The organism is Prosthecobacter gellanilyticus (assembly GCF_007992435.1).
Taxonomy (GTDB): Bacteria; Verrucomicrobiota; Verrucomicrobiia; order Verrucomicrobiales; family Verrucomicrobiaceae; genus Prosthecobacter; species Prosthecobacter gellanilyticus.
Window position 1 is genome coordinate 25,488 of record NZ_BKAG01000036.1, and the last position, 21,833, is coordinate 47,320.

The 21,833-nt window shown below is 57.9% G+C and carries 12 protein-coding genes and 1 riboswitch; of the genes, 5 read left to right on the forward strand and 7 right to left on the reverse strand.

The genetic code is table 11. From position 1 onward, the window contains the following. Nucleotides 1-38: 38 nt before the first annotated feature. Both BGE01nite_RS20315 and BGE01nite_RS20320 read left to right on the forward strand, forming a co-directional pair. Complete coding sequence (locus BGE01nite_RS20315; RefSeq protein WP_170266931.1) at nucleotides 39-1,535, forward strand: tannase/feruloyl esterase family alpha/beta hydrolase; 1,497 nt, start codon at nucleotides 39-41, stop codon at nucleotides 1,533-1,535. A 243-nt stretch (nucleotides 1,536-1,778) separates the two neighbouring features. Continuing rightward, entirely contained in the window at nucleotides 1,779-3,632 is a 1,854-nt protein-coding gene (locus BGE01nite_RS20320) for an OmpA family protein (protein WP_146853076.1), read from the forward strand. Nucleotides 3,633-3,785: 153 nt separating this feature from the next. On the opposite strand, the gene BGE01nite_RS20325 is transcribed toward BGE01nite_RS20320, so the two are convergent. Both BGE01nite_RS20325 and BGE01nite_RS20330 read right to left on the reverse strand, forming a co-directional pair. Continuing rightward, nucleotides 3,786-4,838 carry a sialidase family protein gene (locus tag BGE01nite_RS20325; protein WP_146853078.1) on the reverse strand — a complete coding sequence of 351 codons (1,053 nt, stop codon included), beginning with the start codon at nucleotides 4,836-4,838 and terminating at the stop codon, nucleotides 3,786-3,788. Between the two features lie 109 nt (nucleotides 4,839-4,947). Further along, nucleotides 4,948-5,538: a 2OG-Fe(II) oxygenase gene (locus BGE01nite_RS20330; protein WP_146853080.1), complete on the reverse strand. Its 591-nt coding sequence runs from the start codon at nucleotides 5,536-5,538 to the stop codon at nucleotides 4,948-4,950. 228 nt (nucleotides 5,539-5,766) lie between these two features. Here BGE01nite_RS20330 and BGE01nite_RS29085 point away from each other — a divergent pair, with 228 nt between their 5' ends. Together BGE01nite_RS29085 and BGE01nite_RS20340 are read left to right on the forward strand one after the other, a co-directional pair. Next, nucleotides 5,767-6,258 carry a CesT family type III secretion system chaperone gene (locus tag BGE01nite_RS29085; RefSeq protein ID WP_170266932.1) on the forward strand — a complete coding sequence of 164 codons (492 nt, stop codon included), beginning with the start codon at nucleotides 5,767-5,769 and terminating at the stop codon, nucleotides 6,256-6,258. A 36-nt stretch (nucleotides 6,259-6,294) separates the two neighbouring features. Next, nucleotides 6,295-8,175: a hypothetical protein gene (locus BGE01nite_RS20340; RefSeq protein WP_146853082.1), complete on the forward strand. Its 1,881-nt coding sequence runs from the start codon at nucleotides 6,295-6,297 to the stop codon at nucleotides 8,173-8,175. Nucleotides 8,176-8,713: 538 nt separating this feature from the next. Here the strand turns inward: BGE01nite_RS20340 and BGE01nite_RS20345 are convergent. Further along, nucleotides 8,714-9,190 carry a VOC family protein gene (locus BGE01nite_RS20345; RefSeq protein ID WP_146853084.1) on the reverse strand — a complete coding sequence of 159 codons (477 nt, stop codon included), beginning with the start codon at nucleotides 9,188-9,190 and terminating at the stop codon, nucleotides 8,714-8,716. 300 nt (nucleotides 9,191-9,490) lie between these two features. On the opposite strand from BGE01nite_RS20345, the gene BGE01nite_RS20350 reads away from it, so the two are divergent. Then, complete coding sequence (locus BGE01nite_RS20350; RefSeq protein ID WP_146853086.1) at nucleotides 9,491-10,684, forward strand: hypothetical protein; 1,194 nt, start codon at nucleotides 9,491-9,493, stop codon at nucleotides 10,682-10,684. A 95-nt stretch (nucleotides 10,685-10,779) separates the two neighbouring features. Here the strand turns inward: BGE01nite_RS20350 and BGE01nite_RS20355 are convergent, their stop codons facing one another. From BGE01nite_RS20355 to BGE01nite_RS20370, 4 genes are all read right to left on the reverse strand, one after another. After that, on the reverse strand, nucleotides 10,780-12,078 hold the full coding sequence (locus BGE01nite_RS20355; RefSeq protein WP_146853088.1) for a caspase family protein: 1,299 nt from the start codon (nucleotides 12,076-12,078) through the stop codon (nucleotides 10,780-10,782). Between the two features lie 4 nt (nucleotides 12,079-12,082). Further along, nucleotides 12,083-13,060, reverse strand: coding sequence for a beta-ribofuranosylaminobenzene 5'-phosphate synthase family protein (locus BGE01nite_RS20360; RefSeq protein ID WP_170266933.1), 978 nt, complete (start codon nucleotides 13,058-13,060; stop codon nucleotides 12,083-12,085). 61 nt (nucleotides 13,061-13,121) lie between these two features. Continuing rightward, nucleotides 13,122-15,086, reverse strand: coding sequence for a phosphomethylpyrimidine synthase ThiC (thiC, locus tag BGE01nite_RS20365; RefSeq protein WP_146853092.1), 1,965 nt, complete (start codon nucleotides 15,084-15,086; stop codon nucleotides 13,122-13,124). A 65-nt stretch (nucleotides 15,087-15,151) separates the two neighbouring features. Further along, nucleotides 15,152-15,263, reverse strand: a riboswitch (TPP riboswitch). Between the two features lie 679 nt (nucleotides 15,264-15,942). Further along, nucleotides 15,943-21,741: an excinuclease ABC subunit UvrA gene (locus BGE01nite_RS20370; RefSeq protein ID WP_146853094.1), complete on the reverse strand. Its 5,799-nt coding sequence runs from the start codon at nucleotides 21,739-21,741 to the stop codon at nucleotides 15,943-15,945. Between the last annotated feature and the right edge of the window lie 92 nt (nucleotides 21,742-21,833).

Below are 21,833 nucleotides of genomic sequence, written 5' to 3' on the forward strand. Positions count from 1 at the left end.
CCCACCAACCCGCCTAATTTCACCTCATGATCTATCGCATGCCCAAGACGCGCACCCTCACCCTGGCGGTTCTCCTCGCGCTCTCTCCAGCCTTCAGCCAAACACCCGCGCAGCCTGCTGAGGCCAAACTCGCCGCTCTCCGCTCCGTCTCCATCGATCACGGCACCATTACCAGTGTTGAGCGCGATCCCACCGCCACGCGCACCATCATCAAGCTCACACTCAATCCCGCGAAAGGCTCGAACATCCTCGTCGAAGTCTGGCTGCCGGATGCGGAGAAGTGGAACAACCGCTTCCTCGGTCTCGGCAATGGCGGTGCGGCGGGCAAGATCAATCCCGCCGGTCTCTCCAGCATGAGCGCCGCGGGTTATGCCGTCGTCACCACGGACATGGGCACGGCACCCAATCCGGATTCCGGCATCGGCAATCCAGAAGTGTGGAAAGACTTTGGGTATCGCGCCACCCACCTCATGACGGTTGTGGGCAAGCAACTCGTCCGCGCGCATTACGGTCGCGGCCCGGAGTTCTCCTACTTCAGCGGCGGCTCCACCGGCGGCCAGCAGGCCCTGCAGGAGGCCCAGCGCTATCCTGAAGACTACGATGGCATCGCTGGCGCCGTCGCCGCGCACTGCCGCACACCCTTGCATGCCTACTTCCTTTGGAACGACCAGATCCTGAAGCAGTGCCCCATCACTCCGGCGCAGGACGCCACCCTCATCGCTGCCGCGAACGAGTTCATGGCTGCGCGCGAAAAAGTCCCCCTCGCCGCTGGCAAGTTCGTCTCGGATCCACGCTGCACGAAAGAAGACATCCAGGCCGTCATCACCCTCGCCCGGAAGAAAGACTCCACCCTCACCGACACCCACGCGGCTGCGTTAACCAAACTCTTCGATGGCCCGCGCCACGCCGTCACGGGCGAGCGCCTCTTCAACGGCATCCCTCTCGGCAGTTCCATCCTTGCTGCGCATGGTCACCTGTATCTTTTCCAGTGGGTCTTCGGCAAAGACAAGAAAGTCGAGGACATCAACTTCGGCGCTGACATTGACACCTACACCGCCAAGCTCGCGCCGTATCTCAACGCCGTGAACCCCGACCTCAGCGCCTTCGCCGCGCGTGGTGGCAAGCTCATTATGACCCTCGGCACCGCCGACTCCGTCGTCCCTTATCACGCCTCCATCGACTACTACGAGCGCGTCATCGAGCGTGCAGGCAGCCTGGAGAAAGCCCAGTCCTCCTTCCAATTTTATGTCGTCCCCGGCCTCGCCCACGGCGGCGGCCCTGGCATCAATCAACCGCCCAACCTCCTCGAAGCCGTCCGCACCTGGCGCGAAAGCCAGCCATCCACCCCACCCACCTCTTTGTTAGGTCGCCACGTCGAAAAAGACAAGCCCGCCGCGACTTTTGAAATGCCCCTCTATCCCTATCCCGCGCAGACCGGTTGGGACGCATCGACCAAGACCTTCAAGCCGGTTGAAGGCAAACACCTCGGCGTCGATCGCATCGCCGAACGCTTTCTTCCGGCAGCGGCTGAGTGACGGCAAGGCTCTGCTCGGTCGGCCTGCCAAGAGCAGTGAAAAAGAAAAACGCCTCCGGGCAGGGCCTGTGTCGGCTGGAGATGCGATAAGGAAGCAGCGGCTGATCATGAGCAGGCAAGGCCTGCCGCGGTCCATTGTTTCGCCACTGTGCCTTTCAATCCTCAAGGCAGGGTTAATCCCCATGGAAACGCCCCACCGCCACACACTAGCCTGAATCACCGACACGCCCCGCACCTTACCACTATGAAACGTTTCATCCTATTCGCCTTCGCCACACTTGCCTTTCCATTCCTGGCGGTGGCGCAGACCACCCCTCCTCCTCCAGAGGACGAAAAGCCCCTCGTGCCAAAGGCGCCCGTTCCGGCACCTGAAACCGTTGCGCCCCGCCCCGTGACCCCTGACCAGCCTCCTGCAGCCGAACCTGCTGTGCCTGGCCGGCCGGAGAAACCTGCAACACCGGGAGTGGATCGCCCCGACAGGCCTGGCAGCAAACGGGATGGCCCTCCTGGCACTAAACGCCGTGGTCCGCCTGATGCCATTGATCAACCCGGTGCGCCTCCAGAACGGGTGCCGGCACCACCGGGCGCCGCTCCGGAAACCAATCCACCCACTCCTCCCGAGCGCCCGGCACCGGCCTCACGCACGGACAAGCCTTCGGGACGTTCGGATGAACCTGCGGAGACGCCACCGGCTGATCGCGGCAAAGGCAAGGGCAAGGGCCGGACCAAAGGTCGGGATGTGCCCGGCACGCCACCTGCCACCCCAGGTTCGCCACCCGCGACCCCAGGTTCGCCACCCGCGACCCCAGGTTCGCCACCCGCGACCCCAGGCACCACCGACACTCCACCGTCTACGCCCAGCACGCCACCCGCGAACCCAGGCACCACGGCCGCGCCTGCTCCGGCTACTCCCATGCCTGCCGTCACGACGACGCCCGAAGCCCCCGGCGAACCGAAATCCGGCCAACGTCCAAAAGGACGCGAGCGGCCTGGACGCCCTGGCGATTCGAAGGCCCCTGGGCCAGAAACAGCCAACCCGGTGCCGCCAGCCCCTGGCACTCCGATGCCTGCCGTGACCACGACACCCGAAGTTCCAGGCGAGCCGAAAGCCACCGAACGGCCTGAGCGCCCGGCCGCCCAGAAGCCGCCGACGCAGGAAACGGCAAAGGTGCTCGAAGATGAGCCCAAGCGTGACCGCCGCGCTGATGCCGAACAGGCGCGAAAAATTGACAGCCCGGACGCCGCCAAGCGCCTGCTTCTGAACATCCTCGGTGGTGGCGCCGTTAGAGTTGATTCCAATGATCGTCCTGACCGTGGCGATCCAAGGCGCCGTCCAGACAACTTCAGGCCTGGCTACCGTCCCTCTGTCGAGGAAGTGGGCAGAACCCAGCAGGACCGCGAACGCGCCGTCACTACCATCGTCGAACGTTTCCAGGGCCGGGCCCCGCAGCAGGTGCCTTCCGGTCGGGGCTATCGCGAACAAAGAATCTTCGATACCGTCGAGACCCAGCGGCGCACGCAGTTTTACGAAGGGAACCGCCGGGTGATCCGCTACTCCTCCATGCAGGAGATCCCGCCAGTCATCGTCGCCTCCCAGCAGCTCAACCGCGTCCAGCTCGTGCCTCACGCACAAAGCACGTACACCGTCAGGCCGCCAGCACCGGAGCAGGGACGTTACCAGAACGATGTCCCCGCTTCCTATACTACTGGGGATGCGTATGCGGTCTCCTACAGCGTTGATCCGGATTCGGCCATCAGCACGGATGCCATCCTCTTCCGCCAGGGCTCCACGGACTTTGCCGACGCCTATTCATATGACCTTGTCATCGACATGGCCAACGCCATGAAGGCACCGGAGCTCGGCAAGGACACCTTCGTCATCGAAGGCCATGCCTCGGCCGAAGGTGATTATGGACAGAACCTCCTTCTCTCTCAGGAACGTGCGGAGCGTATCGCACGGGAACTGGTGAACCATGGTGTGAGTGGTGAGCGGCTCATGCCTGTGGGCCAAGGTGAAGCCGAAGCCGCCGCTCCGGCCGATGGTAACGAAGCTGCCCGCCGTCTGGACCGCAGGGTCGTGGTCTTCCGCATGCGCTGAAGCATCCTTCCACTCTGCCTTCGGGTGCCCGGATTGAATGCCGGGCATCTTGTTAGGCCTGCCAGGGTGATGCTAATGTCTGTGGAGTGGGTGGCTCCTTGACAGGTCTCGTGCTTGCCGAAGTCGCCACCCCTTCACGCGGGCTTTCTGCCGTCACGGCTTCAGATCGACCTTGGCGATGTAAATCGCTGGCTTGCCGCTTTGTGAAGCGTAGTAGCTGACATAGAGGCCTCCCTCGTGGGAGACGATGGATGGATAGCCTGTCTCGCGCAGCGAGGGCAAAACAAGCCCTGGTGTCACGATGGCCTTTTCTGCATCTATCCAACCCAGCGAGGTGTTTTCGCTGCCGCCTAGTTTCCAGCGGGCACCTGTGGCAAGACGACCGTCTGCCAGGGCACACAGTGCCGGACCGTTCAGTCGATGGTTGCTCTCATTCCAAGTCCATTCGGTGTAGGGTGGTGAGCTGAAGCCGATTCGTGCCACCCTTGGCTCAGGGCCGTTGTCGCGGCGTGTGACCGCGATCATGCGTCCGTCTTGCTGAAAGGCGATGGCCGTCTCATTGATGTAGCGGCCCTCGTAGGACTGCGTGGTGACCGGCGTCCATTGCAGACCATTCGTGCTGCGATACAGCCGGATCATCCGCGCCCCGGGCGTTTGCGGCGATGTCTCTTTGCTGCCGCCATTCTTCAGCGTGGGCCACTGCTTGAAGTAACCGAAGCTATACATGGCATCTTGGTGGGTGACACAACTCCACATCCAGATGTTCGGTTCGCCGATCTCGTGCGGCCCGTCCCATGATTCACCATCCTTGCTGATCCAGGCCAGCGACCGGTTGGTGGTGCCGTCCTTGGCCTCATGCAGCAGGGCACCGGCGGTGACGAGCATCCGGCCGTCCGGTGTCTCCGTCAGCTTCGGATCACGCAGGTCCGCCCATGGCACCGTGAGCAGCGCGATCGACCTCCACTTCTGCCAGTCATCCGAGACGAGGATGCGCACCGCTCCATCCGGCGAGACGTGAGCCGCACCCTCACGAAACGTGCAGTACCAGCGTCCATGCTGCCGGTGCAGATCCGTGAAGGCATTGTGCGGCGCTTTGTCCCAGATCATCTGCGATCCCGCCAGAGTCATTCCTTGCTCTCCCCAGGACGTCACCGTGCTGAGTACCACCGCGAACACCATGCCCAACCGGCCGAGGAGTGTTTTCATGGTGCGATAACAGCGAATCAGCAGCCATCTTTCATCTCACGAGCACAACGTCGTGGAACTTGAGATCGTCAGGGGAGCCACACCAAGCGCACGCCCGCGATTCGTCAGATCATACCTTTGGTTCGTCACTGCGAAACCACGTCACAATCACATAGCGCTCGCCATGCGTGATCGGCAGGACCTCATGCGTCGTTTCAGAGCGGAAGGCGACGAGGGTGCCGCGCGGTTCGAAGACCCGCTCACCCGGGGCCGAATAATGGCTGTAGAGCACTAGCTCCCCGCCACCATACGTTCCAGGCGCGGAAGGCTCGCCCTGTTGGGAGAGGTAGACACTCACCGAGACCTTCCGGAATCGGGTATGATCGTGAACCATCGGCGTGTTGCCGTCCTGATGCATCACAAAGAAATCTCCGGTCTCGTAGCGCAGGAATTGCGGTTCCTCGCAGTGCGTGAGCTCCACCCCGAAGTGCCGCGCCAGCTGGTCCTTCTCCTGCATCAGCAATGCCTTGATCCGCTCGCTGATCTCCGGGGCGATGGCGAGACGCGACACCTTGCGAATATAAGGATTCACCGCTCCTCCCGGCTTCTCGCCTCCATAGACCGGAGCCGCCGCCGCGTGGCAGCGCTTCATCTCCTCAACGACCTCCATCGTCGTTGCCTCATCCAAAAAAACTCTGCGCGCCAGATACAGGGAATTCATGCGGGGGCTTCTAAACTTCTGGTGCCGCTTCGACAATCGGTTTCGTTCTTCCACGATGATCAAAGTCCTCCAGAATGGAGCGTCAGCGCGGCAGCGACATGGACTGCGGCAGCCTGCAGCCGCTTTAGGGTTGGGCAGCCTTACTGCCGGGAAAGGAACCTCGAGTCAGCCTCAAGCAATCAGATTGACTTCACACCCAACTCTTCCACAATCGCTGTTATTCTCCCTATGCCGAACACTGACTTTGCCTCAAAACTGATGAATGAGCTCGGAGCCAATCTGGGCATCGACGGTCTCGAACTCGATGAACAAGGCGACTGCATCTTTGCCATCGATGAACTGCCTGTCGCAATCCGCATGCGCCACGACAAGTGGCAGTTCATTGGCTTTATCGCCGAGGTGGCTGAGGCGGAGCAACTCGAGGAGCTGACGCTGTCCGCAGACCAGTGGCGCTCGCTGTTGGAGATCAACCATGCTCTCGCCACGGATGGCGATCCCGCCACGCTGACCTATGACCGTAATGTCGAATGCGTGCTTTTCGTGCAACCGGTCTTCGAGCATCAACTCGAGGCTGGCAAGATGGAAGAGCTTCTCGAGACATTCGTCCATCGCATGGAGAAAGTGCGCGAGGTCGTCGCCAAGATTCGTGAGGGCGATGCCTCCCTGGAGAACGGGGCTGTTGCCGAAGACGCCCTCACTGTGATGAGCCGGCTTGTGTAAAGGAAAGCGATCAAACCAACAACTCAGTCGAATCTTATGAGCGGCATCAACGTTCAAAAATTCCGGGAAACCTCGCTCCTAGGCACGGTTTCGATCGAGCAGAGAAATGACAAGGCGGAGGTCGTCCCGTCGGGCAAGAAATTCGGAGGGAAGGCCCTGGACTGGTTGGCGGGCGGCATTCTCAAAAACACCGACTGGGGAAGCGAACGTCTAACCAAACTGCAATCCCAGCAAAAATTGGCTTTCAATCTTTTTGTTGGCGCTTTGAAGCAGGAGTATGGGAAGGGTGTTGGAGAGAAGCAGGAAACGAACAAAACCAACATCGACAAGGCGATCCGTGAAGCCTTTGGAGGCAAGATTCCCAAGCTCAACGCCAAGAATGTGGCGAAAATGGAGTCGATTGCGAAGAGCTTCAACGGGCAGGGAGATGCGCAGTCCTTGAAACGGAATCTCGTGGTGCGCTGGTGGGTCAGCTCCGGACTCGACCATCCAGGGCACGCCGCCGCCGGCATTCGAAATCGAACCGTGAATCCCAACGCTCAGGACAAGTATGTCAGCTTTTGGCCCGGTGATTCAGCAGGCGGCAAAGGGGAGATTCTCGATGCTCTACGCGGCAAGAATCAGGAGGGGCATCTGTCTGAAACTGCGCGTGATGACTACGGAAGCGAGATCGCGGACCGAACCGAATCCAGGCTGGAGGATTCGCGAGTTACCAGGGCAGAGCTGAGAGAAGTGACTCCCAAAGCGAACAAGTTCTTTGCGGACCTCCGCGGTATCCAGGACGATGACGACGCCCTCGACAACCTGGAGGATGCAGTTGAGGACTACACGGATCACATCGACATCTTGTTGGACACAAATGGGGACCCGGAAGAGACCCAAACGCTGCAAGGCCGGATGAAATTAAACATGCATGAGGCGCTAACGGCCTTCGAGAATGAGGAAATCTCGTTTGAGGAATGCATGTCGAAACTCAAGGAGGCATCCAACAACTACACTTCAAAGTTGCTCGAGTATGCGAAGTTTGAGCCCAAGGCCCGGCAGAAGGCTTACGTTGACACAGATACCAACCAGGCCAGTTGGGGATTGAAGGCTGAGAAATTTCACCTGCCCCTTGCCGGGCGCAATGGGGATGCAACCGGCGACAAGTTTGTCTATTTTGGCCTCAATGAGAGCAGCATGGTGGAGCGGTATGACAGCCTTCAGAAGGATGGGGCCAAAGCGACGGAGCGGAGTTCGCTGCTTAGTTTGACGCCGGAGGAGGTCGCTGACGATTGGAATGGTGATGGCGTGGATTATCTGATGGATTGGGCTGAAGACCTCCGGGATTGCTATGATCCCACCAGCAAGGAGTATCAGGACATTCAAAAATGCATGGACGACGGTTCTGTCGACACGCTTCCAAAGGCACAAAAGTTCCTCGGCGATCTGCAGACCTTGCTCAATCAGCAAGGGCACGTGATGCCTTACAAAATGGTGTCACATGAGGAGAACTGCGCTGGCTACATCACCAACCTGATGGAACGCGGAGGTGCGAAAGCTTTTGCTTCCAAGCCCACACCGAAAAACATCATCGCCACCTCCCCCAACGACACCGCGAGCTTTGCCAAGAAGGTTCTCAGCGAAGTGGACCGGCTCAACAAGCTGTCCGATGAGATCATGACTCATTACGACGCGAATTATGACCCAACCAAGGATCAGATCAAAGATCAATGTCCGCCGAAGGTTTGGAATGCTTTCAAGGCCCTCATGGACATGAGTGACACGAATCCCATTTCGCATGAGGAACTGATGAAGAAAACCAAGACCCTGGTGGAAGGGATCAGCAACGCCAAAGACATGCCCCGCAATTTGGGTGCATTGCTGTTGATGACCATTCAGCCACTGTATGGGAATGCAGGAAATCCTATCCCCTAGCAATTAGAGGTCCTGACGGAGGCGCCAGGCTGAAAAGCTCACCCTCAAAATTCTCAGTCCATGGACTGCGGCAGCCTGCTGCCGCTTTAGTGTTGAGCAGCCCTGCTGCTGGGAAAAGAGCCGCGATAATGCTCCTGACATTTTTGTGTTGGTGACGGCCAGCACGACTGTGGGCTTTACCCACAGGTTGATGCATTTCGACACGGAGAGTTCTGTCTTGAACCACGGAGTGGTTCCCTCCGAATAGCCAGGGGTGCAGCAAGCGTTAGCGCGCGAAACCCCTGGTTAGGCATATTTGACATCTTCCTGAAAATCAACTCCGTAGGAGTTGCCCAATGCGGGGACAGCCTTTTCCAATCGGAAATCAGCGAAGCATGCGATGTCCATGGTTTGGGACCGTGAACGCTGCGTGCATTGGGCAATCCCTACGGGATTGATACTGAGCGGTGAATTCATGGTGGTCTACCCGGGGTTTCCTTTGGTCACCCCGGGCTACTCATGGGGAACCACTCCGTGGTTCTCCAATCCAGGGAATCCATCACCCCCGCCGAGCCGCATCGATCTTGGCGATGTCGATCTTGCCCATCTCTATCATGGCGGCGAAGGCACGTTTGGCTTCGTCTCCACCGGCGGCCATGGCATCTGTCAGGGTGCGCGGGGTGATCTGCCAGGAGATGCCCCAGCGATCCCGGCACCAGCCGCACTGGCTCTCTTCGCCACCGTTGCCGATGATCGCGTTCCAGTAGCGATCCGTCTCCTCCTGCGTGTCCGTGGCGATCTGAAAGGAGAACGCCTCGCAGTGCTTGAACTCCGGCCCGCCATTCAGCCCCACACAGGGAATCCCGCAGACCGTGAACTCCACCGTCAGCACCTCCCCCTCCGTCCCTGAAGGGTAATCCCCCGGTGCCAGATGCACCGCCGTGACCTCACTGTCCGGAAACGTCGCCGCATAAAACCGCGCCGCCTCCTCCGCATCTTTATCGAACCACAGGCAGATGATGTTTTTGGGTTTCATGGTGAGATTGAGGTGATTTGGTGGTCGGATCGGTTGGCTCTAGCTGCAATATTATATCGCGAGAAGAAGTGTTTACGGTCGCATAGCCGAACTTGCGTGATCAGCACCTTATTCATTTCCTTTTGTTTTCGTATAATGCTTAACAAGGATCTTTGATGTAACGGCAAGCCACTGATGAAATATCCGGTTTTGGATGGAGGTTAAGTCTCAATATCGCGATAGGTGATATGCCAAGAGACAAGATGCATGGTAGAGTATTTTGTCTTGCTGTGACATCGTGATTTTGCCACATATTTACCTATGTCTCTTTCGGGCTCATTTCTATATTATCCTTTTATCAATATCCCAGACAAGATGTTGGTTAATGCACTTCTCTTTCAAGAAAGAGCCCAACGAATAATACCTTCTTTTGGCGGAATGGATGAAGAACGTTTTGAGAGCGCTCAAACTTCAAATGCGATATGTCGGCAGTATCTTGGATATGACTTTATTCAAGCCGCCGAGTTTTGGGAGGCTAGAGAAGACGTGGCGCAGATGTTTTGTCACTTTTTAACAGATGCAGCAACCGCTAAAAATGGCGCTATATTTGAGTCCTTGCTTGGCAAAGATTATAAGCAAAAATTTGAGTTCAAAAATCGGCAGAATTTTGGATTCACCAGGCACTTCGTCTACGCACAAAAGTTTGATCAGCGAGTCTTTGAAAAGTTGTTAGAACTCGGTTGGGCACGGTTTGATGATGCCATGTACGCATGCGAATTGAGCAATGAATTATGCAATGTATACATGACCCTGCTGGCCTGTAGTATTTCCCAACGAAATGGTCAGCCAATTTCAACTGACATGAAAGTAGCGGAGGATATAATTCGGAACCCGTTGTTTAGAAAGTATTTCGGGAAGGTATTACCCTTCGAGGATGTGAGCGGGCGACTCCAAGATTTTTGCATCTCGCTTCTAATGCGTAATAACGCCGCAGATTTATCTGCCAAGCATGTGTCCATGGACGAAGTTCTAACAGTTCATGAGGCGGCAAGAATTAGAGCAGGTTTGGAGTCAGAGCGGAAAAGTTTTAGTGACGCTGTAACTAAGATGGTTGAGAAGGCGCGAATCACAGACCCAACTTCAATTCCTGAGTTTTTGGCGCTAAATGCACAGGAGGTCATTTCTGCTGCGGAAGATTATGGAAGACTAACAAGAGAGGCCACAATGAATAATGTTGATAGAGAGCGAAAGAAGGTCATCCCAAATCTGAGTTCAGGCATATCTATAACACTTCCTCTTGCCAAACTCCTGATTGAATCATCAGGCAATAGCGCCGTGCCAGGAATAGGGTCAATTGTAGGAACTGGTTTCGAAATGGCTGCACTTTATCTGCTATCAGCCGGTCTGTTTGAAGAGAAACAACAATTAAAGGAAACCGAGCGAACGGAAATTGAGAAAGTGCATCTATTCATGAATCGTTTGTGGGACGCGAGAACTCAGCGCACTGGCTGCTAAGATGCCCCTGCATTATTCAGAGTCTTCTCCCGCTGGCATTAAGCGGGCGCGTGGAAATACGATCTGCTAGCGGGTCCTTGATCCGCATGAGCATCTTAGGCCTTGTCACTCAGAAAGGCCTTGGTGTCGCCTAACAGTGACTCGATACTTCCTTCGTTCGTCAAAAGTTTGAAATTTGGCATGGTTGCAACTTTTGCTAGACCCCACGCATACTCTTGCATGTCTCGTTTCACGAAGGCGCGATAGTCGACCCCGAAGCGTGATTTTGGTGACGAATCTAGATGTCTTTTAAATCGAAGAGAAGAATTCGCATAGAGATAGAGTTCGATCATGTTCCACCCTTGTTTTTTGAGCGTTTCGATCTCTTCCGGGCGACGTGAACCACAAATTACAATCTTGTTCATGTCCAGTCGTGAATCTAGCAGGTCACGTGCAATAACGTCGAAAGAGTTGTCTTTCCAGACCACATCTTCCATAAATTCCTGAATATTGCCAGCAAAGCTCTCAGCTTGAAGGTAGCGCTGCCAAGCGAACGTGCTCATTTCCACGTGGACATATCCGAACTCACTCGCAATAAACTGACCGAGGGTAGTTTTACCTGCATTTGATGGCCCAGAGATAAGAATACATTTTTTAGCTTCTGCCCCTAACCCGACCACCAATTTGCCCGTGACCAAGTCTATTAAACTCTTTTGGATCGGGGCTACAGCAGTGTATGGCCTCTGCTTAGAAAGTCTATACCGTTGACAAAGGCTGGCAACCTCCTCACAAACTTTTCTATCAAGATCAAGTGGTGTGATATGAGAAAGCTGCTTCAGCGCTCCTAAAAAAGCGTATGTGAAGACGCCGTGCCCGGGGTCCAATTCAACAAGCTCCTGGGACACTTCGCCCGGGCTGCATGCGAAAAAAGTTACAACCCCTCGCCTTCTGGCTAATTCAGCTGTCCTCTCTCCGAATGAATTCGCATCCCTTGTGAATTCAGAGCGGCACGCATCAATGATTAGAACCGCTGTCCCTGCTTTTGATGATACTAAAGATGCTATTACTTCATCGGTTGATATCGCGGATACTAAGTCCTTGGCTGTGTCGTTGCAAAGTAGATAGTCACGTCCTTCAAACTGACTGCCATGACCGGCAAAATAGAAAAAAACTATATCAGACTCTCCTGCGTCTAGAGCACCTATCTTGGAAAGAACATCCCGAACCTCTGCTTGAGTAGGTCGTGGTGTGCCATTGGTTCCGGTACTGAGAGAGCACGATTGGAGGTTTTGAGCTAACCCGGTAAGCTCAGCGGCTATCTTTTCGGCATCGTTAACACAACAGCGAAGTGATCGGTAATTGATATACTCATTAATTCCGATAGAGAAAATATGAGTATGAAAGGCTGGGCTCATGGGATTAGGTTATTTTCGGGTAGCTAATGATGAAACCTGAATCGGAAATAGAAGTCATCGTCAAGTGCAGAAAATGAAAACCGGACTGCGTAATCGCCCTCTTAACGTCTTCTGGTTTTGAAGTGAGTACGTACATGGTTGGGCCCATGCTAGATAGGCCAAGTGCGTATTCTTGATGGTTTTGGAGCCAATATTCTCTGAATTGTTTGGTGACATCATGTTGATGATCCCACTCTATTTTCTTTAACCCGAGATCCTGAATCGAAGACAAAGATTGCTGTAAAGCTTCTTCATCGTGCTCGATTAGCGCTGGAAAAATTTGCGAGGCTGTAATTCCGATGAGTGAGCATGTCTCCTCAGAAGACACTGGGCAATGTTTCTTGAAGATGTCCACCTCCGCTTTGCCAAAGATTCCGATTTCAGCTACGCGGAAATGCACAACGTGTAACCATTCTGCGTGTCGACGTAGGAGGAGCGGTGGCGGCGGGGCTAATGAAAGCGATGATGGTCCGAATGCAGACTTATCGTGAGGATATTTGCGTCCGATATCCCAGACAATCCCGCCTCCGTCTGAAAGATGAACTCCCACACCAGAAGTTCCCCCTCTTCCTAAATAGCCAGCCATTTCGATGGCATCAAACGCTAAACCTTCCACTTCACAGACGGCTCTGGCTGCCGCCAAAAGAAGCGACGTCTTTGCTCCAAGCCCGATATGAGATGCTAGAAAATGCCGAACGTTCAGTTTAAGTGACAAAGCTCGAGGGAACCGTTGACCAAGCTTCGCCATTGCTTGGTCAATCAATACTTCTACTTCAGTGACTGGTTTATCGTCCTTGCTATCGGATAGGTGAATGTCAATAACCCATTTGGGTTCAGTCACGGCGAAACCAATACCACCATCTACACGACCAAATACACCAGATTCATTAATTAGTGAGATATGAATTCGAGCTGGTGCTTCGATCGTGAATAGTGGGGCCATGGGCGACTTTAGAGAATGGAATTTTGCTGCACTAGAGCCATAGAACGACGCTATTTGATGGTTAGGCCGTGGTGTAAACCTCCGCTCCAGCCTCCACAAACTCCTTCGATTTCTCTTCCATACCGCGCTTGATCGCTTCATCCTCGGAGATGGCCTGCTCGGCGGCGTATTTGCGGACGTCTTCGGTGATCTTCATGCTGCAGAAGTGGGGGCCGCACATGGAGCAGAAGTGGGCACTCTTGGCACCGTCCTGGGGGAGGGTTTCGTCGTGGAAGGCGCGGGCGGTGACGGGGTCGAGGCTCAGGTTAAACTGATCCTCCCAGCGGAACTCGAAGCGGGCCTTGGACAGGGCGTTGTCGCGGTACTGCGCGCCGGGGTGGCCTTTGGCGAGGTCGGCGGCGTGGGCGGCGAGCTTGTAGGTGATGACGCCGGCTTTGACATCCTCTTTGTTCGGCAGGCCGAGGTGCTCCTTCGGCGTGACGTAGCAGAGCATGGCGCAGCCATACCAGCCGATCATGGCGGCGCCGATGCCGCTGGTGATGTGGTCATAACCGGGGGCGATGTCCGTGGTGAGGGGCCCGAGGGTGTAGAAGGGCGCCTCGTGGCACCACTCGAGCTGCTTGGCCATGTTTTCCTCGATCATGTGCATGGGCACATGGCCGGGGCCTTCGTTCATGACCTGCACGCCCTTGGCCCAGGCGCGCTTCGTGAGCTCGCCCTGCACCTCCAGCTCGCCAAACTGCGCCTTGTCATTCGCATCGGCGATGGAGCCGGGGCGGAGTCCGTCGCCGATGGAGAAGCTGACGTCATAAGCGGCCATGATGTCGCAGATGTCGTCCCAGTGGGTGTAGAGGAAGTTTTCCTTGTGATGGGCCAGGCACCACTTGGCCATGATGCTGCCGCCACGGCTGACGATGCCCGTCATGCGGGAGGCGGTCATGGGCACGAAGCGCAGCAGCACGCCGGCGTGAATGGTGAAGTAGTCCACGCCCTGCTCGGCCTGCTCGATCAGTGTGTCGCGGAAGAGCTCCCAGGTCAGGTCCTCGGCCTTGCCGTTCACTTTTTCCAGCGCCTGGTAGATGGGCACTGTGCCGATCGGCACGGGGCTGTTGCGCAGGATCCACTCGCGCGTGGCGTGGATGTTTTTGCCCGTGGAAAGGTCCATCACGGTATCGCCGCCCCACTTCGTGGCCCAGCGCATTTTCTCCACCTCTTCCTCGATGCTGGAAGCCACGGCGCTATTGCCGATGTTCGCATTGATCTTCACCAGGAAATTGCGGCCGATGATCATCGGCTCCAGCTCCGGGTGATTGATGTTCGCCGGGATGATGGCGCGCCCTGCAGCCACCTCTGACCTAACGAACTCTGCGGTGATCTCGTTCGGGATGCGCTGCGGGAAGCGGCGGAAGATGCCCGGGGTGTACTCCGATTGGACCTGGGACGAGCCCACATGCTGCTTGTCCAGGTCATTGCGGACGATGTCGTTCGTGAAGTCCGCGATCTGCGCGCGACGCATGTTTTCACGGATGGCGATGAACTCCATCTCCGGGGTGATGATGCCCTGACGCGCGTAGTGAAGCTGCGTCACGGGATGGCTCTTCGCCTTCAAAGGATTGCGCTGCGCATTGATCGGCGCCTTCAGCGGGCTCAGCAGACCTTCACGCTTCGCCGCAGCATACTCGGCATGGTTCGCGGTGAGGTAACCATTGTCACGTGGCTCGATGGCGCGGCCTTCATACTCCTCCACATCATTGCGGGCGAGGATCCAGGCCTTGCGCAGGGCCGGGAGACCTTCCTCCACGGTGCCGGTGTAATTCGGATCGCCCCAGGGGCCGGAGGTGTCATACACGCGCACGGGTTCATTCACCTCGATGCGGCCATTGAAAGCCTTGGTGGGGCTCAGCGTGATTTCGCGCATGGGCACCTGCACATCCGTATGGATCTGGCCCTGCACATACACGCGGGTGGAGGCGGGGAGCTGCTCAGAAGAATGCGGCTCAAAGGAGGTCTTGGGATCGGCGATCATGGGTGGTGAAGTTCTCGGTTCAGGGTTCTCAGTTTTCGGTTGGGGCGGCGCGTGGCCGTGAACTGAGATACCTCCGAGCGAGCTCCCTTCGGCGGTATGACCCGCATCAGGTTCGGAGGGTTCGGGTCCAGGAAGACCCATCTCAGTCCCTGCTACGGGACGCCCCTGTCGTGACGGGCGGAGTGTGGGGGGAGACCGGGGGCAGGTCAACCTAAAGTAGTGCAGGGCTTCAGCCCGCACTTGGCTGCGAATCGTCCACCAGTCTGTCATTTCCCGGGTCCTTGGCGCTGGGGCGTAACGGGGCTCTCACGCGCTGAAGCGCATGAGTACTGTGTGGCGCCGCTGGCGCTTCACTTTGGGAACAACGGGGGGCGAACTGGGCGGACCAAAGTAGTGCAGGGCTTTAGCCCGCACTTGGCTGCGAGCTGCCGGCCAATCCATGTCTTTCCAGCACCCGTCACTCCACGGCGTAACAGGTGCTCACGCGCTAAAGCGCATGAGTACTTTGGGGCGCCGCTGGCGCCCTTACTTTGGGAACAACGGGGGGCGAACTGGGCGGGCCAAAGTAGTGCAGGGCTTCAGCCCGCACCCATCCGCTAACCTCCGGCCAATCCATGTCTGCCCAGCACCCGTCACCTTACGGCGTAACGGGTGCTCACGCGCTAAAGCGCATGAGTACTTTGTGGCGCCGCTGGCGCCCTTACTTTGGGAACAACGGGCGGCGAACTTGCGGGGACCAAAGTAGTGCAGGGCTTCAGCCCGCACCCATCCGCGAACCACCGGCCAATCCATGTCTTCCCAGCACCCGTCACTTTACGGCGTAACGGGTGCTCACGCGCTAAAGCGCATGACTACTTTACTTGATCCCGAGCACCTGGCGCAAGAACGGGGCTGTGCAGCTGGTCTTGTGCTTGGCCACTTCCTCCGGAGTGCCGCTGGCGACGAGCTGGCCGCCTTCGGCACCGGCTTCGGGGCCGATATCGAGAAGGTAGTCCGCTTCCGCAAACACGTCTGGATGATGCTCGATCACGACCACAGTATGGCCTTCCTCGACGAGCCTGTGCAGCACATCCAGAAGCCGCGCCACATCGCTCATGTGCAGGCCGATGGTTGGCTCTTCGATGAGATAGAGGTTTCGCTTCTCGGTCTTCAGACCGCGCAGCTTCTGGGTGATGGTCTTGCCCTGGCCGACGCTGAGTTCCGTGACCAGCTTCATGCGCTGGGCCTCGCCACCGCTCAAAGTCGGACTCGGCTGACCGAGTTGTAGATAGCCGACACCTGTGTCCGCGAGCAACTGCAGCGGCCGCGCGATCCTCGGCTGGCTGGCGAAGAACTCCGCTGCCTCTGTGATGCTCATGCGCAGGATCTGGCCGATGTTTTTGCCGTTGTACTCGATCTCCAGCGTGGCGCTGTTGAAGCGCAGGCCATGGCAGCTTTCACAAGGCACGCGGGTCGTTGGCAGGAAGTTCATCTCCACCTTGATCTCGCCATTGCCCTGGCAGCTTTCACAGCGCCCGCCTTCGGTGTTGAAGGAGAAGCGTCCGCCATCATAGCCACGAGCCCGTGAAGCCGGAAGCTGCGCGAAGAGTTTCCGGATATCATCCAGCACGCCGACATAGGTCGCCGGGCAGGAGCGCGAGGTCTTGCCGATGGGCGATTGATCCACCTCGTGAACCGCCGAGAGCTGATCGAAACCGACCGCGCTCTTCCAGGGCTTCGCTTCCTTCCTGGCCGCACTCGTCTTGTTCGTCGCGATCTTCGCCGCAGGGCACAGCACGCTGTGCATAAAAGTGCTCTTGCCACTGCCGCTCACGCCAGTGATCACGGTGAGGCGGCCAATGGGGATGCTGATCTTCAGGTCACGCAGGTTGTTCGCCCGAGCGCCCTCGATGGTGAGCCAGCCTTCCTTCTTCTTGGCGGAGGGCAGGGGACGTCTCTCGCCACGCAGCGGATGCTTCAGCGGCGCGCGCAGTTCCTTGCCGGTGACGCTGTGCGGATCACTGAGGATGTGATCCAGCGAGCCCTGGCTGATGATCTCGCCGCCGAAGCGACCCGCGCCCGGCCCGAGGTCGATGATCGTGTCTGCGCGGCGCATGGTCTCGTCATCATGCTCGACCACGAGCAGCGAGTTGCCCTTGTCGCGCAAGGCCGTGAGCGTGTTCAGCAGGCGCACGTTGTCACGCGGATGCAGACCGATGGTCGGCTCATCCAGCACATACAGCACGCCGCGCAGGTTTGAGCCAAGCTGTGCCGCCAGCCGGATGCGCTGGGCCTCACCACCGCTCAGTGTGTCCGCGCTGCGATTGAGCTGCAGATAGCCCAGACCCACTTCCTTCATGAAGTGCAGTCGCTGCTTGATCTCCACCAGGATATCTCGTGCGATCTCACCCTCCGTGCCGCTGAAGTGCAGCCTGGCCATCTCGACCTCCGCCTCTTCCGCAGCCAGCCCATTGAGGTCCTGGATGCGCAGATAAGGTGGCGCAAGCATCTTGCTTGCGGCCTTGCTGGATTTTTTTGATCCCTTGTTAGGCAGGCTGGTGTCTCCCTCCACCTTCAGCTTCACAAACATCGCGGTCTGGTTCAGACGGCTGCCGTGGCAGTGAGGGCAAGGGAGACGCACATTGTCGCCTTCGTCATCATCTTCGTGGCGGGTCAGGCGGCGTTCTTCCTCAAGCTCGGCTGCAAGCTGCGAGATGTCATCGCGATTCGGTGTCGCACCATGCGCGCTCACCACAAAGCCGAAGCCACGACAGTGCGAGCACCAGCCGTGCGGACTGTTGAAGGAGAACAAGCGCGGATCCAGTTCCTCAAAGCTCAGATCACATGTCGGACAGCTCATCTCCGTGCTCAGCACTTGCGTGGACTTGTCCGCAAAGCGCAGCTTGATCGTGCCCTTGCCCATCTTCAGCGCCTTGTCGACCAAGGGACGCAGTTCCAGTGGCGACAGACCTTTCTGCACCTGTGCAATCACCGCATCGATGGTGTGCTCTTTGAATCGAGCGAGCGGTTTGAAGGTCAGCGTGTCCTTGAGTTCTCCATCCACCAGCAGGGTCTCGATGCCATGCTTGCGCGCATTCTCCGCCACCTCGGTGTGGAAGCCTTTGCGTGCCTTGATCAATGGCGCGAGCAGATGCAGTCCGCCGCGCTTCACATGATCCGAAATGGTCTGCGTGATAGCCGTGGCGCTTTGTTTGACCACGGGCACATCACACTTCGGGCAATACTGCGTGCCCAGCTTCGCAAACAGCAGTCGCAGGAAGTGCCAGACCTCTGTGACCGTGGCCACGGTGGACTTGCCACCGCCGCGCGAGATGCGCTGCTCGATGGCCACCGTGGGCGGCACGCCCGTGATCAGATCCACCTCCGGCTTCTCCATCTGCTCCACAAAGGTGCGCGCATAGACGGACATGCTGTCCAGGAACCGGCGCTGCCCTTCCGCAAACACGAGGTCAAAGGCGAGTGTGGACTTGCCGCTGCCGCTCAAACCCGTGACGACCACAAACTGGTCGCGGGGGATGTCGATGTTGATGTTTTTCAGGTTGTGCTCGCGAGCGCCGCGAATGGAAATGGCGTTCGCTGTTCTCGGTTCACTGTTCTCGGTTGGTGACTTGCGAGGCGCGCTTAGCTTCTCGGCAACCGTGAACTGAGAACCGTGAACGGAGAACTTCTCCGCCAGATACTTTCCGGTCCAGGAAGCTTTGCATTCGGCCACAGTTTCGGGTGTGCCTGTGACCACGAGTTGTCCGCCTGCGGCTCCGCCATCGGGGCCGAGATCGATGACCCAGTCCGCGCACTGGATCACGTCCAGGTTGTGCTCGATCACGATGAGGCTGTTGCCTTCATTCACGAGGCGCTGAAGCAGCTTCACCAGGAGCGCGATGTCATCAAAATGCAGGCCTGTGGTCGGTTCGTCGAGCAAGAGCAGAGAGGTCTTGCTGTCCGGCACGCGCTGTGAAGCAGATTCGATCAGGTGACCGACAAGTTTGAGTCGCTGAGCCTCACCACCACTGAGGGTATTGAGCGGCTGGCCGAGCTTAAGATAACCAAGTCCGGCCTCAGTGAGAATGGAAAGTTGGTTAGCCACTTGAGCGGCCTTCTTGGCCTTCGCGAACTCGGGCTGGCGGAAGTAGTCCACGGATTCCTCGATGGTCATGCAGAGCACATCGTGGATGCTTTTGCCATGCAGCAGCACTTTGAGTGCATGCGGCTGGTACCGCTTGCCTTCGCACTCCGGGCAGGTGACGAAGAGATCGCTGAGGAACTGCATCTCGATCTTCTCATAGCCCGTGCCCCAGCAACGCTCGCAGCGGCCCTCGCCGCTGTTGAAGGAGAAGAAGCCGGAGGTGATGCCCAGCGCCTTCGCGTCTTCACCATCGGCGAAGAGCTGGCGGATCGTGTCAAAGGCTCCGACATACACCGCAGGCGTGCTGCGCGGGGTGCGTGCCAGAGGTGACTGGTCCACCATCACTACCTGGCTGAGCTGCTCATGGCCGGTGATGCTTTTCACGCGGCCTGGCTCATCTTCACTGACCTCGCCACGCAGTCTCAGCAGGTTCCGGTAAAGCACCTCATGGATGAGCGTGCTCTTGCCTGATCCTGAAACACCGGTGATGCAACAGAAGACACCGAGCGGGATGTCCACGTCGATGTTCTTCAGGTTGTTTTGACGTGCTCCACGAATGGACAAAGAGTTCGTGGTTCTCGGTTCACGGTTCTCGGTTTTTGTTTTGCGAGGGCTGGTCTTGCTGGCCGGAGAACTGGAAGCCGTGAACTGAGAACTGAGAACTGGTCTGCGGTTCTCCGGCACTGGGATCGATTTGATGCCGGAGAGATAATCACCCGTGAGTGATCCCTTCTTCATCATCAGTCCATCCAAGCCGCCGGAGTAGACCAGCTGGCCGCCTTTGTCGCCGCGACCGGGGCCGATCTCGATGAGATTGTCCGCGGCGCGCATCACGCTTTCCTCATGCTCCACGACGAGGAGCGTGTTGCCCTTGTCGCGCAGGCCTTCCATGACGCCGATGAGGCGGCCGATGTCTCGCGGATGCAGGCCGATGCTTGGCTCATCCAGCACGAAGAGCGTGTTCACCAGCGAGGCGCCGAGACAGGTCGTGAGGTTCACGCGCTGAAGCTCGCCACCGCTGAGCGTGCGGGTTTGCCTATCCAAATGGATGTACCCGAGTCCGGCGCGGTCGAGATAACTCAAACGGCTGCCGATCTCATCACGCAGCATGCGTGTCGCGTTGTCGCCCTTCAGCACGGGCCAGTTTTGAGTCAGTGGCAGCAGATCGGTGACTGGCAGGTTCCATAGATCGGCGATGGTTTTGTCGCCAATGCGGAAGTGATACGCCTCTTTCTTCAGGCGGCCACCATCGCACTCCGAGCAGGTGGTGTAGGCGCGGTAACGGCTCAGGAACACGCGGACATGCATCTTGTAGGCGCGTGCCTCCAGCCATTTGAAAAAGCCGCGCACGCCATACCACAGGCCGTTGCTCCAGGCGCGCTCGGGATCTTTGTCCTCGCCTTCGATGATCCACTTCTGCTCGTCGGCAGGCAGGTCGGCGAAGGCGGTGTCGAGGTTGATGCCCTTGCGCTTCGCAGTGCGCTCCAAGTCATCTTGACTCTCTTGATACGTGCTGCCGCTGAAGGCCTTCACCAGGCCCTCGCGGATGCTCAGAGACTCGTCCGGCATCGCCTTGCGCAGGTCGATGCCCAGCGTGCGCCCGAAGCCCTTGCATGCAGAGCAGGCGCCGATGGGATTGTTGAAGGAAAAGAGGCCTGGCGTGGGGGCGGGAAGAGTGATGTCGCAGTTCGCGCAGCGCCAGTCGGTCGAGAAGGAAAGTGTTCTCGGTTCGCTGTTCGCGGTTTTCGGCTGGCCTTCGGCTGTAAGGATCACCGTGAGCTGGCCTTTGCCGAGTCTCAAGGAGGCTTCGACGGCTTCGCTGAGTCGCGCGGTGTTCTTCTTTTCGAGGGTGACTCGGTCCTGCACCACGAGTACGATGGCGGGCAGTTTGCGGCCTTTGAGCGCGGTGGCTTCATCGGTGCGGATCAGCTCGCCATACACCCAGATGCGCAGATAGCCCTGGGCCTGGAGGAAGGGGAAGAAGTCCTCGGTCTTGGTGTCCTTCGGTACTGGCACGCCGAAGCCGATGAGCGCGTTTTGCCCGGCATGCTTGGTCAAAAGCTCCGCCTGGATACTCTCGGGCGTTTCTGGGCGCACGGGGCGATGGCATTCCGGGCAGGTGCCCTCGGCCAGGCGCGGGAAGAGCATTTTGAGGTAGTCATTGATCTCCGTGATCGTGCCCACCGTGCTGCGCGTGGAGCGGATGTTATTGACCTGCTCGATCGCGATGGCCGGCGGGATGCCGTGGATGGCATCCACCTTCGGCTTGTCCATGCGCTCAAAGAACTGTCGGGTGTAGGGGGAGAAGGTCTCCACATACCGCCGCTGGCCTTCCGCATAGATGGTGTCAAAGGCCAGGGAGGACTTGCCGCTGCCGCTGGGGCCGGTGACCACGCTCAGCTTGCCCAGGGGCAGGTCCAGGTCGAAGCCGCGCAGGTTGTTTTGCCTCGCGCCGCGGATCTGGATGGCATCCGTGGGGGCGACAGGAGCGACAACAGCAGGCTTTGAGGGGGCGGCGGCTTTCTTCGGCATGGGGGTGGGCGTAGGTAGTGGCTACGTTTGCCGGGTGCAAGTTGGAAGGTGTTCTTTTGAACTTTATGAGTTGACGCGGTGATTTCGGGGCG